Raw genomic sequence first — 15,916 nt, 5'->3', positions numbered from 1 at the left:
GGGGGCTAGTCCGTGGGGACCGGCGGCCATTCCTGGCCCCAGTCGGCGTCCCGCGCCGCCTTGTACAGGTCACCGTGGCGCTTGGTCACGGTGGCCCGGGACAGGCCCGGCGCGTCACCGGCCGCCGGTCCGCACAGGTCCAGCAGGACGAGGCCCTTGCGGATCTGCGGCCTGCGGGTGATCCGCGAGGCGGCGGGGGCGACCGGCTCGCGCGTCGCGGCGACGTAGCTGAACTTCTCGTCCTCGTAGGCGAGCGAACCGCCCTTGACCTGTCGGTGCAGGGAGGAGCGGCTGACCCGGGCCGAGAAGTGGCACCAGTCCTCGCCGACCGCGATCGGGCAGGTGCCGTCGTGCGGGCAGGGCGCGGCGATCCGCAGCCCGGCCGCGATCAGCAGGTCGCGGGCCTCCCGTACGCGCAGGTACCCGTCGGGCGTGCCCGGCTCGATGACCACCACGGTCCGCGCCGCCCGGGCCGCCTCTGCGACGACGGCGCCGCGCGCCTCGGGGGTCAGCTCGCCCAGTACGTACGACACGGTCACCAGGTCGGCCGCGGGCAGCTCCAGCCCCGCGCCGATCACCGCGCGCCGCCACTCGGCGGCGCGCAGCACCTCGGAGGAGGAGGCGAGGGCCAGCTCCCGGCCCAGGGTCAGCGCGGGCTCGGCCCAGTCGAGGACGGTGGTCCGCCGAGGCCCTTCCCAGGTGGCGTCCACGGCCCAGGTCGCCGCCCCCGTACCGCCGCCGACGTCCACGTGCGAGGCGGGCGCCCAGTCCGGGGCCGCGACCGCGAGGGCGTCCAGGGCGGCCCGTACCGCCTCGAAGGTCGCGGGCATCCGGTACGCCGCGTACGCCGCGACGTCGGAGCGGTCGCGCAGGACCGGGGCGTTCGTCGGGGTCTGGCCGCGGTAATTGGCGATCAGCCGCTCGACCGCGGCCGCGGCCTGCTTCGGCGGGAGTCCGTCGAGCAGCCCGCCGAGCGCGGCGCGGAGGGTGTCGGCGGAAGTGGGTACAGAGGGGTTCACCCGCTGAGTTTACGGCGCCGACGGGGCCAGGGGTTCCCGCGCCCGCCAGGGGCGGCACATGCCCAGGAAGCAGGCGACCGACAGCAGCGAGCACACCAGCTGGACGACGGCCATCGGCACCGCCGTGTGCTCGCCGGCGATCCCGACCAGCGGCGAGGCGATCGCGCCGACGAGGAAGGAGGAGGTGCCCAGCAGGGCGGAGGCGGAGCCCGCGGCGTGCGGGGTGCGCATCAGGGCCTGCGCGTTGGTGTTGGGCAGCAGCAGGCCCATCGCGGACATGAGGACGAAGAGGGCGGCGGCGACCGGGAGGAGCCCGGCCTTGCCGAAGACCCCGCTGGACATCACCAGCAGCGCCACGGAGGCGGCCGTGATGATCGCCAGGCCCACGGCGAGCGCCTTGTCCAGGCTGACCCGGCCCACGAGCAGCTTGCCGTTGATCTGGCCGACGATGATCAGGCCGACGGAGTTGAGGCCGAAGAGCAGGCTGAACTCCTGCGCGGAGGCGCCGTAGATCTCCTGGATCACGAAGGGCGAGGCGGAGATGTAGGAGAAGAGGACGGCGAAGGCGAAGCCGCCCGCCAGGGTGTAGCCCGCGAAGACCCGGTCGGCGAGCAGCCCGCGCATGGTGGACAGGGCCGCGCCGACGCCGCCGGTCTGGCGGCGCTCCGGCGGCAGGGTCTCGCCGAGGCCGCGCCAGACCAGGGCGGTGAGCACGACGCCGACGCCGGTCAGGACGAGGAAGACCCCGCGCCAGTCGGCGAAGCGCAGCACCTGGCCGCCGACGAGCGGCGCGACGATGGGGGCGGCGCCGGATATGAGCATCAGGGTGGAGAAGAACTTGGCCATCTCGACGCCGTCGTACAGGTCGCGCACGGCGGCCCGCGCGATCACGATCGCGGCCGCTCCGGCGAGGCCCTGGACGAGGCGGAAGCCGATGAGCAGCTCGACGGTGGGGGCGAAGGCGCAGACGGCGGTGGCCAGGACGTAGACGACCATGCCGGTCAGCAGCGGGGTGCGGCGCCCCCACTTGTCGCTCATCGGCCCGATGACCAGCTGGCCGAGGGCCATGCCGATGAGGCAGGCGGTCAGGGTGAGCTGGACGGTGGCGGCCGGGCTGCTGAGGGAGTTCGTGACGGCGGGCAGGGCCGGCAGGTACATGTCCATGGACAGCGGCGGGAGGGCGGTGAGCCCGCCGAGTATGAAGGTGACGAGCAGCCCGGTCCGGCGGGCGGCCGCGGCGGTCGCGGTCGCGGGTTCCGCGGCGCCGCTGGTGGGCGTGGGGGCCGTCGCGGGACCTCTCTCCGTCATGCGAAACTCCGTCTTCTCATCGCTCTGCTTATCGCTTCTTCACACGTTTGTCCGACCCATGCTCTCAGCTATCGGAACGGCCGGGGACCGGAGCGCGGGCTGACGTACCCTGCGGCCTCATGAACGCAAGCACGAAGAAGATCGCGGTGGTGACCGGCGCCGGATCGGGCATCGGACGTACGGTCGCCCTCGCCCTGGCGGGTGCGGGCTGGAGCCTGGCCCTGGCGGGCCGCCGGCCCGGTCCGCTGGCCGAGACGGCCGAGGCGGCGGGATCCGGCGCGGGGGCGGGGGCGGAGGTCCTGTGCCTGCCCACCGACGTGAGCGACCCGGCCGCCGTGGACGCGCTGTACGCGGCCGTGGCCGAGCGGTACGGGCGCCTGGACCTGCTCTTCAACAACGCGGGCACCTTCGGGCCGGGCGGGGTCGCGCTGGAGGACATCACCTACGAGGCGTGGAAGCAGGCCGTCGACGTCAACCTGACCGGGGCCTTCCTCTGCGCGCAGGGTGCCTTCCGGCTGATGAAGGCGCAGGACCCGCAGGGCGGCCGGATCATCAACAACGGCTCCATCTCCGCGCACGTACCGCGCCCGAACTCCATCGCCTACACGGCGACCAAGCACGCGATGACGGGCCTGACGAAGTCGCTGTCGTTGGACGGGCGGCCGTACCGGATCGCCTGCGGGCAGATCGACATCGGCAACGCGGCCACGGAGATGACGGAACGGATGCGGACCGGGATCCTGCAGGCCGACGGGCGGCTCGCGGTCGAGCCGGTGATGGACGCGGGGGATGTGGCGGCGACCGTCCTGCACATGGCCGAGCTGCCGCTCGGGGCCAACGTCCAGTTCGCGACGGTCATGGCGACGGCGATGCCGTACATCGGCCGCGGCTGACCGCGCCTCAAACGCCGGGCGGGCTGGAGGTGGCGGGCCCTCAAACGCCGGGCGGGCTGGATGTGGCCTGGTGGGAATGGGGAGGGGGAAGGGGAGGTTGAGGCGGTCATGACTGTAGAGATCCTTCGGTACACCGCCTTTTCCGCCGAGCCCGGTGGGGGGAATCCCGCCGGGGTCGTGCTCGACGCGGGCGGGCTCGACGACGCCCGGATGCTGGGGATCGCCGCGGAGTTGGGGTACAGCGAGACCGCCTTCCTCACGGCCCCGCCCGAGGACCTCGCCGCCCCGGCCGGACGCGGCTTCACCGTGCGGTACTTCAGCCCCAAGGCCGAGGTGCCCTTCTGCGGCCACGCCACCGTCGCCACCGCCGTGGCCCTGGCCGAGCGCACCGGCCCCGGCGAGCTGGTCTTCGCGACCCGCGCCGGGACCGTCCCCGTGTCGGTGACGAAGGACCCCGACGGCACCCTGCGCGCCACCCTGACCAGCGTCGAGCCGCACCTGGAGGAGATCGGCGCGGCCGACCTCGCCGAGGCGCTGGCCGCCCTGGACTGGCCCGCCGCCGACCTCGACCCGGCCTTCCCGCCGAAGATCGCCTACGCCGGGGCCCGGCACCTGGTGCTCGGCGCCGCCACCCGCGAGCGGCTCGCGGACCTCTCCTACGACTTCGCCCGCCTGGAGGCGCTGATGCGCCGCCTGGACCTCACCACGGTCCAGCTGGTGCACCGCACCGCGCCCGACGCCTTCGACGTCCGCAACCCCTTCCCCGTCGGCGGGGTGGTCGAGGACCCGGCCACCGGAGCCGCCGCGGCCGCCTTCGGGGCGTACGCGCGCGAGCTGGGCCTGGTGCCCGCCGACGTCTCCCTGACCCTGCACCAGGGCACGGACATGGGCCGCCCCGGCGTGCTCACCGTCGAGCTGCGCGCGGGCGACCCCCGGGTGCGCGTCGGCGGCGCGGGAGCGCGGATCCGATGAGCGGGGCGCGGTCGCGGGTGCTCGCGTACGACGAGGCCGCCGTGCCCGCGGAACTGGCCGCGCAGGTCGAGGCCCTGGAGGCGCGGGCCTGGCCCGGCGCCTCGCCCGGCCACGACCCGGCCCTCGCGCCCCGCGCGATGCTGCTCCTCGACGCGGCGGGCTCGGTGGCCGCGTCCCTGACGCTGCTGCACAAGGAGGTCCGGCACGCGGGGCGCACGTACCGGGCCGCCGGCCTGAGCGCGGTGGTCACCCGGGAGGACGCGCGCGGGCGCGGCCACGGCGGCCGCCTGGTCGCGGCGGCGCGGGACGCACTGGCGCGGCGCCCGGGGCCGGACCTCGCCCTCTTCAGCTGCGACCGGGAGCTGGCCCCCTTCTACGGGGCGGCCGGCTTCCGGCCGCTGCCCGGCGCCGTCCTGGTCGGCGGCACCCCCGAGGACCCGCTGGCGACGGACGCACCGGGTTTCGACAAGGTGGTCATGGCCGCCTTCTTCACGGCTCAGGCCGACCCGGCCGCTTTCGCGGGGACCCGGATCGGCCTGTACTCGGGGACGATCGACCGGCTCTGGTAGCCCTACTTCTCGGCGCCGACCGTCGCCTCGGCCGGGGCGGCCGGCGCCTTCGCCGTGTAGAGGAACAGCGCCAGCACGGGGACCAGGTACAGCGCCCACACGCCGAGCTGGAGCACGGTCGGGTCCGGCTGGAAGTTGAAGGTGCCCTTGAGCAGGGTCCCGTACCAGCTGTCCGGCGGGATCGTCCCGGAGATGTCGAAGGCCCTGTTGTTCAGACCGGGCAGGAAGTCGGCCTCCTGGAGGTCGTGGACGCCGTACGCGAGCACGCCCGCGGCGACGACGACGAGCATGCCTCCGGTCCACTTGAAGAACTTCGCCAGGTTGATCGACAGCGCGCCCCGGTAGAAGAGCCAGCCCAGCACGATCGCGGTGGCGATGCCGAGCAGCACCCCGATCAGCGGACCCGCGCCGTCACCGGCCGCGTGCACCGAACGCCACACGAACAGCGAGGTCTCCAGGCCCTCCCGGCCGACCGCCAGGAACGCGGTCGTCACCAGCGCGCCGGTGCCCATCGCGAGCGCGGCGTCGAGCTTGCCCTGGAGCTCGCTCTTCAGGTGCCGCGCGGTGCGCTTCATCCAGAAGACCATCCAGGTCACCAGGCCGACCGAGATGATCGACAGGCTGCCGCCGATCGCCTCCTGGGCCTGGAAGGTCAGCTCCGAGGTGCCGAACTCCAGGCCCGCGCCGAAGGCGAGGGACAGCGCGGCGGCCAGGCCCACGCCGAGCCACAGCGGCCCCAGCTTGTCCTTGTTCCCGGTCTTGACCAGGTAGGCGATGAGGATGCAGACGACCAGGCTGGCTTCCAGCCCCTCGCGCAGTCCGATCAGGTAGTTGCTGAACACGTCGGTTCCTCCCCGCGCCTATGCGAACAGCGTCCGGCCCCACCAGTCGTCCTTGTCGCGGACGCCCGGCGGGACGGCGAAGACGGCCGAACCCACGTGCTGGATGTATTCGTTGAGCGCGTCGTTCTTCGACAGGCTGCGCTGCACCGGCACGAACCCCTTGCGGACGTCGCGCTGGTAGGCCAGGAAGAACAGGCCCGCGTCGAGGCGGCCCAGCCCGTCCGTGCCGTCGGTGAAGGAGTAGCCGCGACGCAGGATCGTCGCGCCGTTGTTGCTGTCCGGGTGCGCCAGGCGCACGTGCGCCTCCGGCTTCATCGCCTTCAGGAACGGCTCGTCGCGCTCCTTGGACTTGCCGACCGGCGCGCCCTCGCCCTTGTCGCGGCCGAAGACGTCCTCCTGCTCCTGCAGGGAGGTGCGGTCCCAGGTCTCGATGTGCATGCGGATGCGGCGGGCCACCAGGTACGAGCCCCCGGCCATCCAGGCGCTGCCGTCGGCGGCGGTCGCCCACACGTGCTGGGCGAGCGCCTTCTCGTCGGTGCCCGAGACGTTCCGGGTGCCGTCCTTGAAGCCCATCATGTTGCGCGGGGTCTGCGCGTCGGGCGTGGTGGAGGAGGTCTTGCCGAAGCCGAGCTGCGACCAGCGCACCGCGATCTTGCCGAAGCCGATGCGGGCGAGGTTGCGGATGGCGTGCACCGCGACCTGCGGGTCGTCCGCGCAGGCCTGGACGCACAGGTCGCCGCCGGAGCGGGCCGGGTCCAGGTTGTCGCCGGGGAAGAGCTCCAGGTCCACCAGGGCGTCCGGGCGCTTGCCCTCCAGCCCGAAGCGGTCCTTGGCGAAGAGGCCGGGGCCGAAACCGATGGTCAGGGTCAGCCGGGACGGCTTGAGGCCGACGGCTTCGCCCGTGTCGTCCGGCGGCGCCTGCGCGAGGCCGCCGAAGGCGCCCTCGCCGACGGCCTGACCGGCGGTCATCAGGCGGGCCGCCTCGGTCCAGTCCTTGAGCAGCTTGATCAGCTCGGCGCGGTCCTTCGTCGTCACGTCGAAGGCGGCGAAGTGCAGCCGGTCCTGGACGGCGGTGGCGATGCCCGCCTGGTGCTCGCCGTGGAAGGGCACGGCCGCGCCCGCGGAGGCCGCGGGGACGGCGTCGGAGCCGCTGGTGAGGGCGGCGACCGTACCGCCGGCCGCGGCGGCGCCGAGCGCCAGCCCGGCCCCGCCCCAGCCGAGGACGGAGCGGCGCGAGGGAGCGGCTCCCTTGCCCGTGACGGGTGCGGCGGTGGCGTCGCCAGGAGCGTCGGAGCCGGGTGCCGGGTCGGGTGTCGTGTCGGACATCGGAGCCTCCCGCTTACTTCGTGACGGCGGCGGCGAGCTTGGAGAGCGGCTCGGCCAGCGCGTTGACGCCGTCCGAGAGCTCCTTGCGCTCGGGGGCGCCGACCTTGTCGTACGAGGTGAACTCGTAGCCGTTCTTGTCCGCGCGGTACTTGTCCAGCAGCGTGTTCAGCGCCACGAACTGGGTGTCCAGCTGCTTGGTGAGCGCCGGGTCGTTCTTGGCGGCCGCCGGCTTCAGCAGCTCGTAGGCCTTCTGCGCGCCCTCGACGTTGGCCTTGAAGTCGACCAGGTCGGTGTGGCTGTAGGTCTCTTCCTCGCCCGTCACCTTGCCGGTGGCGACCTCGTCGAGGAGCTCCTTGGCGCCGTTGGCCATCGAGGTCGGGGTGATCTCCGCGGTGCCGACGCGCTTCTGCCAGTCGGTGAGGTCGGTGATCAGCTGGTCGGCGAGCTTCTTCTCCTCGTCACCGATCTTGTTGTCGGCCCACAGGGCCTTCTCCAGACGGTGCCAACCGGTCCACGCCTGCCCGGCCTCCAGGCCGTCCTGGCGGGTGTCGGTCTTCGGGTCGATGTCACCGAAGGACTCCGCGACCGGCTCGGTGCGCTCCCAGCCGATGCGCGAGGGCGCGTACGCCTTCTTCGCGGCCTCGACGTCGCCCGCCTTGACCGCGTCCACGAAGACCTGGGTCTTGGGCAGGGTCTCGTCGGCCTGCGCCTGGACGTACTTGCGGTACTCGGCGACGGCCGCGTCCAGCTCGGGGCTGCGCTTCTCGCCGCCCTCACCGGTGACCTTGAGCTTCTGGCGGATGCCGTCGCCCTTCATGCCGGGCTTGCAGGCGACCTCGTAGTCGCCCGGCTTGATCTCGGCGGTGATGGACGCCTTGGTGCCCGGGCCGATGTTCTCCTTCTCGGTCACGATGCGGCCGTCCGGGAAGTAGACGTACAGCTCGGTGACCTTGGAGCCCTTGTTCTCCACCTCGAACTGGACCTTGCCCGCGGGGGTCTCCTTCTTGGAGACCTCGCAGGCGGTGTCCGAGGCCGCGACCTTGATCGCCCCGTCGCCCGCGTCGCTCTTCTGGGCGCAGCCCGTGACGGCGGTGAGCGCGGCCACGGCGGCGGCCGCGGTGAAGACGGTGAAGCGGGCTGCGGATCGCATGGAGGCTCCTGGCGAGGGCGAAGGCTGGGTGAGGCGGACCTAACTTAACCGAGGCTTACCTCACCGATACCCACTCGTCCAGTGATTCAGCTCTCACCTCCGCGCGGCGGACACGGAGCCGTCACGGCCCCGCCATGGCACCCCCAACGTCGAGTCAAGGGCAGGTCAAGACCGGCCGGAACGCACCGGCACCACCAGCGGCGCCCCGGTGCGCGGATGGGCCAGGACCTCCACCGGCTGCCGGTAGACACGGCTCAGCAGGCCGTCCTCGAAGACCTCGGCCGGAGGTCCGTCGACCGCGATGCGCCCTTCGTGGAGCACCGCCACCCGATCGGCGTAGGCGGCCGCCAGCCCGAGGTCGTGCAGGACGACGACCACCGCGTCGCCCGCGGCCGCCCGCTCCCGGCAGATCCGCAGCACCAGTTCCTGGTGGCGCAGGTCCAGGGCGGCCGTCGGCTCGTCGAGCAGGAGCAACGGCGCCGCCTGGGCCAGGACGCGGGCGAGGGCGACCCGGGCCCGCTCGCCGCCGGACAGGGCGGCGAAGGGCCGCGCGGCGAAGTCGGTGACCTCGGTGGCGGCCATGGCGTCGGCCACCAGCCGGTCGTCGGAGTCGGCGAAGGGGGTGCCGGCCCAGGGCGCGCGGCCCATCCGCACGACGTCCTCCACGGGGAAGGGGAAGGCCAGCGCGGCGGCCTGGGGCAGCACGGAGCGGCGCAGCGCCAGGTCGGGCGCGGGCCAGTCGCCGACCGCGCGGCCGTCGATCCGTACCGAACCGGAAGCGGCGGGCAGATCGGCGGCGAGCGCGGCCAGCAGCGTGGACTTCCCGGCGCCGTTGGGGCCGACCAGGGCCAACACCTCCCCGGCCCGGACGGTCAGGTCGATGCCCCGCAGCACCTCGTGCGCGCCGTGGCGCACCCGGAGCCCCGCGGCCTCGGCGAAGGCGCTGCCGGTGGCGGGCCGCCGCGGCACTTCGCGCCCCCGGCGCCCGAAGAGGCCGCCGAACCTACCGGCGCGGGCGCCGCCCGCCGCCGCGTCGGATGAACCGGCTCGGGCCGTTGCCGTGCTGGTCACGCCCAGCCTCCTTGCTTGCGGCGGGTGCGACGCAGCAGCCAGAAGAAGAACGGGCTGCCGATCAGGGCGGTGAGCACGCCGAGCGGCAGCTCGGCGGGCTGGGCGACGGTCCGGGCGGCCAGGTCGCCCGCGACCAGGACCACGGCGCCGGCGAGCGCGCTGCCGGGCACCAGGAAGCGGTGGCCGGGACCGTTGGCCATGCGCAGCAGGTGCGGGACGAGCAGGCCCACGAAGGTGATCACTCCGGCGACGGCGACGGCCGCGGCGGTGAGCAGCGCGACCACCAGGACCAGCGCGAGGCGCAGGCGTTCGACGTCGACGCCGAGGTGGCGGGCGGGGCGCTCGCCGAGCGAGAGGAGGTCGAGCTTGCGGGCGTAGAAGGGGGCGAGCAGCAGACCGGCCAGGGCGCACGGCAGGACGGCGAGCACCTTGGGCCAGGTGGCCTGGGCGAGGGAGCCGAGCTGCCAGAAGGTGATCTGGTTGACCTGGCCGCTGTCCGCGAAGAAGACGAACAGGCCGATCAGGGCGCCCGCGAAGGCGTTGACCGCGATGCCGGTCAGGATGAGGGTGACGACCTCGGTCTTCCCGCCGTTGCGGGAGAGCAGGTAGACGGCGGAGACGGTGGCCAGGCCCGCGGCGAAGGCGCAGACCGTGATCGTCCAGTTGCCGAGGAAGGTCAGCCCGAGGCCGATCGCGGCGACCGCGCCGACGGCGGCGCCCGCCGAGATCCCGATGACCCCCGGTTCGGCGAGCGGGTTGCCGAAGACGCCCTGCATCAGCGCGCCCGCGCAGCCCAGGCTGGCCCCGACGAGCAGGGCGAGCACGACGCGCGGCAGCCGTACGTTCCACAGCACGCTCTCGCCGACCCGGTCGAGGGGGGCGCCGCCGAGCCCGAGGTGGTGCCGGAGGGAGTCGAGCACGTCGCCGACCGGGATCCGGTAGGCCCCGGTCCCGGCGGAGACGAGCGCGAGCAGGACCAGGGCGACGGCCAGGGCGGTGGTCAGCAGCGCGGCGCGCCCGCGGCGTCCGGCCGGGGGAGGGGAAGGGGGAGTGGGCGGGGGCGCGGCCGCCGGTGCCGGGTCGGGGGACGCGGCGGCGGGGGCCGGGGACGCGGCAGCCGGGGCCGGGGCGTGGTCGGCGGGTTCGTCGTAGGACAGGGTCACGTCAGGCGGCCTTGCCGTAGAGCTGGGCGACGAGGGAGGTCAGGACCTGGTCCGTGCGCGGGCCGTAGTTCAGCAGGACCCCGTCGTCGACCGTGACCACGCGGCGGTCCATGCCCGCCGGGGTCTGGGCCACGCCCGGGATCTTGACCAGGCCGTCGAGGCCGCCGACCGAGTCCAGGCCCTTGGTCATGACGAGGATCGCGTCGGGCGCCGCGGCGGCCAGCGCCTCGCTGGTGATCGGGGTGAAGTCCTTGGTCAGGCCGGACTCCTTGCCCGCGTCCACCGCTCCCGCGGCCTCCAGCAGCGAGCCCGCGCCGGAGTCCGCGCCGCCCAGCAGGTACACGGAGGCGGTGCCGCGCAGGTAGAGGAAGGCGACCCGCGGCTTCTTGCCCGAGCCGCTCGCCGAGGCCGGAATCGCCTTGCGGGCGGCGTCGATCCGCTCGGCGGTGCGCTGGTTCAGCTGTGCGCCCGCGTCCTTGACGCCCAGTGCGGCGGCCACCGCCTCGATCCGCTTCGGTACGTCCGCCAGCGATTTGGCCGGTGCGACGACCAGCAGCGCGATGCCCGCGTCGCGGATCTGCTGGATCGCCTCGGCCGGGCCGGTCGTGGTCTCCGCGATCACCAGCGTCGGCCGCAGCGAGAGCACGCTCTCCGCGGACACGTCGTGGGCCCGCGTCACCACCGGCAGTTTCGCGGCCTGTTCGAAGGTGGCGGTGATGTCCCGGGCGACGACCCGGTCGCCCAGGCCGAGGGTCTGGACGATCTCGTTGAGGCTGCCGGTGAGCGGGATGATCCGGTCCGCCGACGTGACGGTGACGCTGGCGCCGTCGGCCGAGGGCACGGTCACGGGCAGGGCCGGGGACGGCGCGGGCGAGAGCGGCTCCACCCGGTCCGGCGCGGCGGGGGCATGGGCGGGAGCGCCCGCGGTCGTTGCCGTACCTCCGCAGCCCGTCACGGTCAGTCCGAGGGCCAGTACGGCGGCCAGGGCGACGGCGAGGCGGGGGAAGCGGGGTGACGCGGCGGGCGTAGGCACGAAGGCACCGTCCTGTCGTCCGACTGGAGTTCGAGTGGATCTGGCTGACCGGGGGGTTCCGCACCCGGCCGGATGTAGCTTAGGTTAGCCTAACCTGACTTGCCAGACCCTGGAGGGGACATTCATGTCCGCACGACCCGTCCGTACGCCCGCCGTCGCCCTGTTGGCGACGCTGCTGGCGGCCCTGGTGGGGGCGCTGCTCCCGACCACCGCGCAGGCCGCGAGCCGCACGGTTCAGGGAGGGCGGCTCGACTGGGGCATCAAATCGTCTTTCCAGAGTTATGTCACCGGCCCGGTCGCGAAAGGCAGTTTCCGGCTGAAGAACGGCGCGGCCACCGTCGGCGGCAGCCTCTTCCGTTTCCACTCCGCCACCGGTTCCTACGACCCGGACAGCGGTGAGTTCCGCGCGGCCTTCTCCGGCGGCGTCACCTTCCAGGGCCACCAGAAGCCCGACGGCGGCTACGAACTCGACCTGAGCGTCAGCAACCCCACCGTGAAGATCGCGGGCGGCGCCGGCACCCTCTACGTCGACGTGACCAGCAAGGCCAAGGACACCGGCGCGGTCAGCACCCAGTCCCAGGTCCCCTTCGCCACCCTCGGCCTCGGCGGGATCAACATGAAGGGCGGCGGCAGCCCGCTCGCCCTCACCAACGTCCCCGCCACCCTCACCAGCCAGGGCGCGCAGTCCTTCGCCGGCTACTACGCGGCCGGCGCCGCGCTCGACCCGGTCTCGCTCTCCGCCGACGTGCTCGCCGCCGCGGGCGGCGCCGCGCAGAGCCCGGGCGCACAGCCCAGCGCCGCGGCCCCCTCCGCCTCCGCCCCGCAGGGCGCCTTCGCCGACGCCGCCGTGGACTGGGGCGTGCGGCGCACCTTCCGCGAGTACGTCACCGGCTCGATCGGCCAGGGCAAGTGGACCCTCGCCGACGGTGCGCAGGACGGCGGCGCGCTCTTCCGCTTCCCGCAGGGCAAGGGCGCGTACGACGCCGCCAAGGGCACCCTGGACGCGGCCTTCGCGGGCAGCGTCCGCTTCACCGGGGCCCACCTCGACCTGACCCTCGGCAAGATGAGCGTCAAGATCGAGAACGGCAAGGGCGTCCTGAGCGCCGACGTCACCACCGCGGGCAGGACCGAGAATGCCGTCGCCCTCGCCGAGTTCGACGCCAAGGGGCTCAAGGCCGACGAGAAGAACGCCAAGCTCGCCGTCCTCACCGAGGCCCCCGCGACCCTGACCGAGGGCGGGTCCAAGGCCTTCAACTCGATGTACAAGGCGGGCACCGAGATGGACCCCGTCTCGCTCGCCGTCGCCCTCGACGCCACGGCGCAGCTGCCGGCCCTGCCCGACCTGGGCTCGACGGCCACGCCCACCCCGGCGGCCGCCGCCCCGCAGAGCGCCACCCCCGCTCCGGCGGCAGCCGCCGACAACGCCGCGTCCGCCTCCACCACCCTCGGCACGGGGACGTACGTCGCCCTCGGCGCGGCCGTCCTGGTCCTCGCCGGCGGCGCCGCCTTCCTGGTCGTCCGCAAGCGCCGTACGGACGCGGCCACCCCGGCGGACACCCCCGCAGCCGACTGACGCGCGCGCACCCCTTCCCGCGCTCCTTCCCCGCTTCCTTTCCTTTCCTTTCCTTCCCTGGAGTCCTCAGCCATGTCGTCCCCCCGCCGCCCGATCGCCGTCGCGGCCGCCGTCGTCACCGCCGCCGCGCTCGGCACCACCGCCTTCGTCCTGCCCGCGACGGCGGTGGGCTCCGCCCCCGCCGCCGGGCCCGCCGCGGCGAAGGCCGCGCCCATCCCGATCGTCAACGGCACGCTGACCTGGGGCGTGCTGGAGCGCTACCGCGCCTACGTCCTCGGCATGGCCAAGGGCGAGATCACCGTGGCGGACGGGGCCGTGAAGAACGCCGACAACACCTTCACCTTCGGCTCGGCCACCGGGCAGTACGACAAGGACGGGGGCCACGTCACCACCGCGGCCTTCAAGGGCAGCGTCACCTTCAAGTCCACGATCCACGGCTTCGAAGTGACCCTGAGCAACCTGCGCTTCGACACCGGTACGGGCGTCCTGACCGGCGACGTCAAGAAGAACGGCGTGGCGACCGCGGGCGTCCCGCTGGCCGCGGTGGGCTTCACCGGGCCGGTGATGGACAAGCTGACCACCAAGATCACCAAGGAGTTCGCGGACCAGCTCGGCTCGGGGACCTACGCGGACCTCGCGGGCGACCCGCTGACGTCGAAGCTGGAGTTCGCGAACCCGTCCACGTCTCCCTCGCCCTCGACCTCGACCTCCACGTCCCCCTCGCCCTCCACCTCGACGTCCGCCTCCGCTTCGGCCTCCGCCTCCGCTTCCACGTCGGCCGCCCCGTCCTCCTCCACCTCCGCGTCGCCCTCCCCGTCGGCGGACGGCCCGCAGCAGCTCCTGGGCGGCAAGCTCACCTGGGGCCTGAAGGAGTCCTTCCGCGGCTACGTCCTCAAGGGCAAGGGCACGGTCACCCCGGCGGACGGCGCGGTCAAGAACGGCGACACCTTCGACTTCACCGCGGGCAAGGGCACGCTTGATGCCAAGGGCCAGCGGCTCGAAGCCTCCTTCGCGGGCAACCTGCGCTTCCAGTTCACCGACCACCACATCGACATGACCTTCGCCAACCCGCGGATCGTCGCCACCGGCGACAAGGGCGTGCTGGTGCTGGACGTGAAGACGGCCACGCTGGACAAGAAGGCCGTCCCCTTCGCCACCCTCAGCCTCCCGAAGACCGACTACAAGACGGCGAACGGGGTGCTCGCCCTCAACGGCGTCCGCACCGCCCTGACGCAGGAGGGCTCCGATGCCTTCCTCGACGGCACCAAGTCCATGTACGCGAAGGGCGAGCGCTTCGACGACATCAACCTCGCCGTCACCGTCGACAAGGACGCCACCCTGCCCGGCGGTACGGGCGGCACCACCGGCGGCTCCGGCACCACGGGCGGTACGGGCACCACGGGCGGCACCGGCGGTACGGCGGGCGGCGGCGGCAGCGTCGGCGGCTCGGCGGGCGGCAACCTCGCCTCCACCGGCGCCGAAGTCCCCGCGGGCGCCCTGCTCGCCGCCTCCGGCGCGGTGATCGCGGCCGGTGCGGGCGCGGTGTTCGTGGCCCGTCGGCGCCGGACCCTGCGCGGCTGAGCGACCCCCGTGTTTGAATGCCCGCGTGAACGATCTCGACGTGCTCAAGGTGTTCTGCGCGGGCGACGGGCGGTTCGGCAACCTGCTGGGCGTCGTGCGTGACGGCAGGCGATGTCCCGACGACGCGTCCCGGCAGGCGCTGGCGGCCGAACTCGGCTACAGCGAAACGGTGTTCGTCGACGACCCCGAACGCGGGGTCGTCGACATCCGTACCCCCGGCACCCGGATGGCCTTCGCCGGACACCCCCTGGTCGGGGTGGCCTGGCTGCTGGACGTCGAGGAGCTGAGGCCGCCCGCGGGCGCCGTATGGGCCCGCGACGACGGGGAGTTCACCTGGATCACGGCCCGCGCCGAATGGGTCGAGGGCAAGCGGACCGAGCAGTACGCGAGCGCGGCCGAGGTCGAGGCGCTGCCCGCCCCGCCGCCGGGCGAGGGCTGGTTGTACGCGTGGGCCTGGGAGGACGAGCGGGCGGGCCGGATCCGGGCCCGCGGCTTCCCGCGCCGCCCCGACGGGGCGATCGTCGAGGACGAGGCGACGGGCTCGGCGGCGCTGCTGCTGACGGCCCAGCTGAACCGGGCCCTGAACATCACGCAGGGCGCGGGCTCCCAGATCCTCACCGCCCCGGGCCCCGACGGCACGATCGACATCGGCGGCCGGGTCCGCTTCGCGGACTGAGACGCCCTCGGAGGGCCAAGACCCCCGGGGGGATCGAGGCCCCCGGAGGGCCAAGGCCCCCGGAGGGGGCTAGGCGCTGAGCGGGAACTGGTCGCCCAGTTCGCGGAAGACCGCCCCGTTGAAGTCGAAGGCGCGCTTGCACTCGTCGATGATGCGCTGCTTCTCCAGGTCGTCCGCGGCGATCGCGTCCAGCAGCTCGCGGTAACCGCGCTTGAAGGCCGCCGGGTTGGATATGGCCTCGAAGACGTAGAACCGCACGCCGTCGCCCTTGCGCTCGAAGCCCCAGGTGCGCTCGGCCTTGTCGCGGATGATCTGGCCGCCGGAGAGGTCGCCGAGGTAGCGGGTGTAGTGGTGGGCGACGTACCCGCCGGGCCACTCGGCGGCGCAGGCGGCGACCCGGTCGGCGTACGCGCGGGTCGCCGGCAGGGCCACCACGCTCTCGCGCCAGTCCGGGCCGAGCAGGTGGGCGAGGTCGCGCTCGATCTCGGCGACGCGCATCAGCTCGGGCTGGATGAAGGGGCCCGCGACCGGGTCGTCCTTGAGGGACTCGGCCGCGTCCTCCAGCGCCCGGTACACGAACCAGAGCTGCTCGGTGTAGCGGGTGTAGGCGTCGACGCCGAGCCGGCCGCCGAGCAGGTCGCTCATGAACGACGACGTCTCGGCCTCCGTGTGCTGCTCGTGCGACGCGACGCGGATGACCGTAGAGAAGGCGTCCAAGACGGACCTCCAGAGACCGTGAG

15 protein-coding genes are annotated in these 15,916 nt (G+C 73.6%); 6 read left to right on the top strand and 9 right to left on the bottom strand.

Translation table 11 applies throughout. The features are described from left to right. Positions 1-5 precede the first annotated feature (5 nt). Positions 6-1,019, bottom strand: coding sequence for a small ribosomal subunit Rsm22 family protein (locus tag ACFWAR_RS24100; RefSeq protein WP_385780654.1), 1,014 nt, complete (start codon positions 1,017-1,019; stop codon positions 6-8). A gap of 9 nt (positions 1,020-1,028) precedes the next feature. Beyond that, positions 1,029-2,327: a multidrug effflux MFS transporter gene (locus ACFWAR_RS24095; protein ID WP_385780651.1), complete on the bottom strand. Its 1,299-nt coding sequence runs from the start codon at positions 2,325-2,327 to the stop codon at positions 1,029-1,031. A gap of 119 nt (positions 2,328-2,446) precedes the next feature. Between ACFWAR_RS24095 and ACFWAR_RS24090 the strand changes: the two genes are divergently transcribed. The 3 genes from ACFWAR_RS24090 to ACFWAR_RS24080 all read left to right on the top strand — a co-directional run bounded on the left by ACFWAR_RS24090 (position 2,447) and on the right by ACFWAR_RS24080 (position 4,761). Further along, on the top strand, positions 2,447-3,220 hold the full coding sequence (locus ACFWAR_RS24090) for an SDR family oxidoreductase (RefSeq protein WP_385780649.1): 774 nt from the start codon (positions 2,447-2,449) through the stop codon (positions 3,218-3,220). Between the two features lie 108 nt (positions 3,221-3,328). Continuing rightward, positions 3,329-4,192 carry a PhzF family phenazine biosynthesis protein gene (locus ACFWAR_RS24085; RefSeq protein WP_385780646.1) on the top strand — a complete coding sequence of 288 codons (864 nt, stop codon included), beginning with the start codon at positions 3,329-3,331 and terminating at the stop codon, positions 4,190-4,192. Then, entirely contained in the window at positions 4,189-4,761 is a 573-nt protein-coding gene (locus ACFWAR_RS24080) for a GNAT family N-acetyltransferase (protein WP_385780643.1), read from the top strand. The genes ACFWAR_RS24085 and ACFWAR_RS24080 overlap by 4 nt, the downstream gene beginning before the upstream one ends. Positions 4,762-4,763: 2 nt before the next feature. Here ACFWAR_RS24080 and efeU read toward each other — a convergent pair whose 3' ends face one another. From efeU to ACFWAR_RS24050, 6 genes are all read right to left on the bottom strand, one after another. Beyond that, the gene (gene efeU / locus ACFWAR_RS24075) at positions 4,764-5,603 is read right to left on the bottom strand and encodes an iron uptake transporter permease EfeU (RefSeq protein WP_385780640.1); all 840 of its coding nucleotides are present in this window, start codon (positions 5,601-5,603) and stop codon (positions 4,764-4,766) included. Positions 5,604-5,621: 18 nt separating this feature from the next. Beyond that, positions 5,622-6,929 (bottom strand): iron uptake transporter deferrochelatase/peroxidase subunit, encoded by a 1,308-nt coding sequence (efeB, locus tag ACFWAR_RS24070; RefSeq protein WP_385780637.1) that lies wholly within the window; start codon positions 6,927-6,929, stop codon positions 5,622-5,624. Between the two features lie 13 nt (positions 6,930-6,942). Then, positions 6,943-8,079: an iron uptake system protein EfeO gene (gene efeO / locus ACFWAR_RS24065; protein WP_385780634.1), complete on the bottom strand. Its 1,137-nt coding sequence runs from the start codon at positions 8,077-8,079 to the stop codon at positions 6,943-6,945. A 165-nt stretch (positions 8,080-8,244) separates the two neighbouring features. After that, on the bottom strand, positions 8,245-9,048 hold the full coding sequence (locus ACFWAR_RS24060; RefSeq protein ID WP_385780688.1) for a heme ABC transporter ATP-binding protein: 804 nt from the start codon (positions 9,046-9,048) through the stop codon (positions 8,245-8,247). A gap of 98 nt (positions 9,049-9,146) precedes the next feature. Then, positions 9,147-10,313, bottom strand: coding sequence for a FecCD family ABC transporter permease (locus tag ACFWAR_RS24055; protein WP_385780631.1), 1,167 nt, complete (start codon positions 10,311-10,313; stop codon positions 9,147-9,149). A gap of 1 nt (position 10,314) precedes the next feature. Beyond that, positions 10,315-11,346: a hemin ABC transporter substrate-binding protein gene (locus ACFWAR_RS24050; RefSeq protein WP_385780628.1), complete on the bottom strand. Its 1,032-nt coding sequence runs from the start codon at positions 11,344-11,346 to the stop codon at positions 10,315-10,317. 124 nt (positions 11,347-11,470) lie between these two features. Here ACFWAR_RS24050 and ACFWAR_RS24045 point away from each other — a divergent pair, with 124 nt between their 5' ends. From ACFWAR_RS24045 to ACFWAR_RS24035, 3 genes are all read left to right on the top strand, one after another. Next, positions 11,471-12,919 carry an HtaA domain-containing protein gene (locus ACFWAR_RS24045; RefSeq protein WP_385780625.1) on the top strand — a complete coding sequence of 483 codons (1,449 nt, stop codon included), beginning with the start codon at positions 11,471-11,473 and terminating at the stop codon, positions 12,917-12,919. Positions 12,920-12,991: 72 nt separating this feature from the next. Further along, entirely contained in the window at positions 12,992-14,500 is a 1,509-nt protein-coding gene (locus ACFWAR_RS24040; protein ID WP_385780622.1) for an HtaA domain-containing protein, read from the top strand. Between the two features lie 25 nt (positions 14,501-14,525). Then, complete coding sequence (locus ACFWAR_RS24035; protein ID WP_385780619.1) at positions 14,526-15,176, top strand: PhzF family phenazine biosynthesis protein; 651 nt, start codon at positions 14,526-14,528, stop codon at positions 15,174-15,176. Positions 15,177-15,245: 69 nt separating this feature from the next. Here the strand turns inward: ACFWAR_RS24035 and ACFWAR_RS24030 are convergent, their stop codons facing one another. Then, a complete protein-coding gene (locus ACFWAR_RS24030) occupies positions 15,246-15,893 on the bottom strand; it encodes a heme oxygenase (biliverdin-producing) (protein ID WP_385780617.1) in 648 nt (215 codons plus the stop codon). Between the last annotated feature and the right edge of the window lie 23 nt (positions 15,894-15,916).

Source organism: Streptomyces sp. NPDC059917 (assembly GCF_042730635.1).
Lineage (GTDB): Bacteria > Actinomycetota > Actinomycetes > Streptomycetales > Streptomycetaceae > Streptomyces.
The sequence above is the reverse complement of the archived record's forward strand: the minus strand, read 5'-3'. Positions and strand labels throughout refer to the sequence as shown.

What these genes read in the sequence shown, in the direction of transcription:
- ACFWAR_RS24095 (WP_385780651.1), bottom strand. Translation starts at nt 2,327, where the DNA reads ATGACGGAGAGAGGTCCCGCGACGGCCCCCACGCCCACCAGCGGCGCC.
- ACFWAR_RS24085 (WP_385780646.1), top strand. Translation starts at nt 3,329, where the DNA reads ATGACTGTAGAGATCCTTCGGTACACCGCCTTTTCCGCCGAGCCCGGT.
- ACFWAR_RS24080 (WP_385780643.1), top strand. Translation starts at nt 4,189, where the DNA reads ATGAGCGGGGCGCGGTCGCGGGTGCTCGCGTACGACGAGGCCGCCGTG.
- efeB (WP_385780637.1), bottom strand. Translation starts at nt 6,929, where the DNA reads ATGTCCGACACGACACCCGACCCGGCACCCGGCTCCGACGCTCCTGGC.
- ACFWAR_RS24040 (WP_385780622.1), top strand. Translation starts at nt 12,992, where the DNA reads ATGTCGTCCCCCCGCCGCCCGATCGCCGTCGCGGCCGCCGTCGTCACC.
- ACFWAR_RS24090 (WP_385780649.1), top strand. Translation starts at nt 2,447, where the DNA reads ATGAACGCAAGCACGAAGAAGATCGCGGTGGTGACCGGCGCCGGATCG.
- efeO (WP_385780634.1), bottom strand. Translation starts at nt 8,079, where the DNA reads ATGCGATCCGCAGCCCGCTTCACCGTCTTCACCGCGGCCGCCGCCGTG.
- ACFWAR_RS24045 (WP_385780625.1), top strand. Translation starts at nt 11,471, where the DNA reads ATGTCCGCACGACCCGTCCGTACGCCCGCCGTCGCCCTGTTGGCGACG.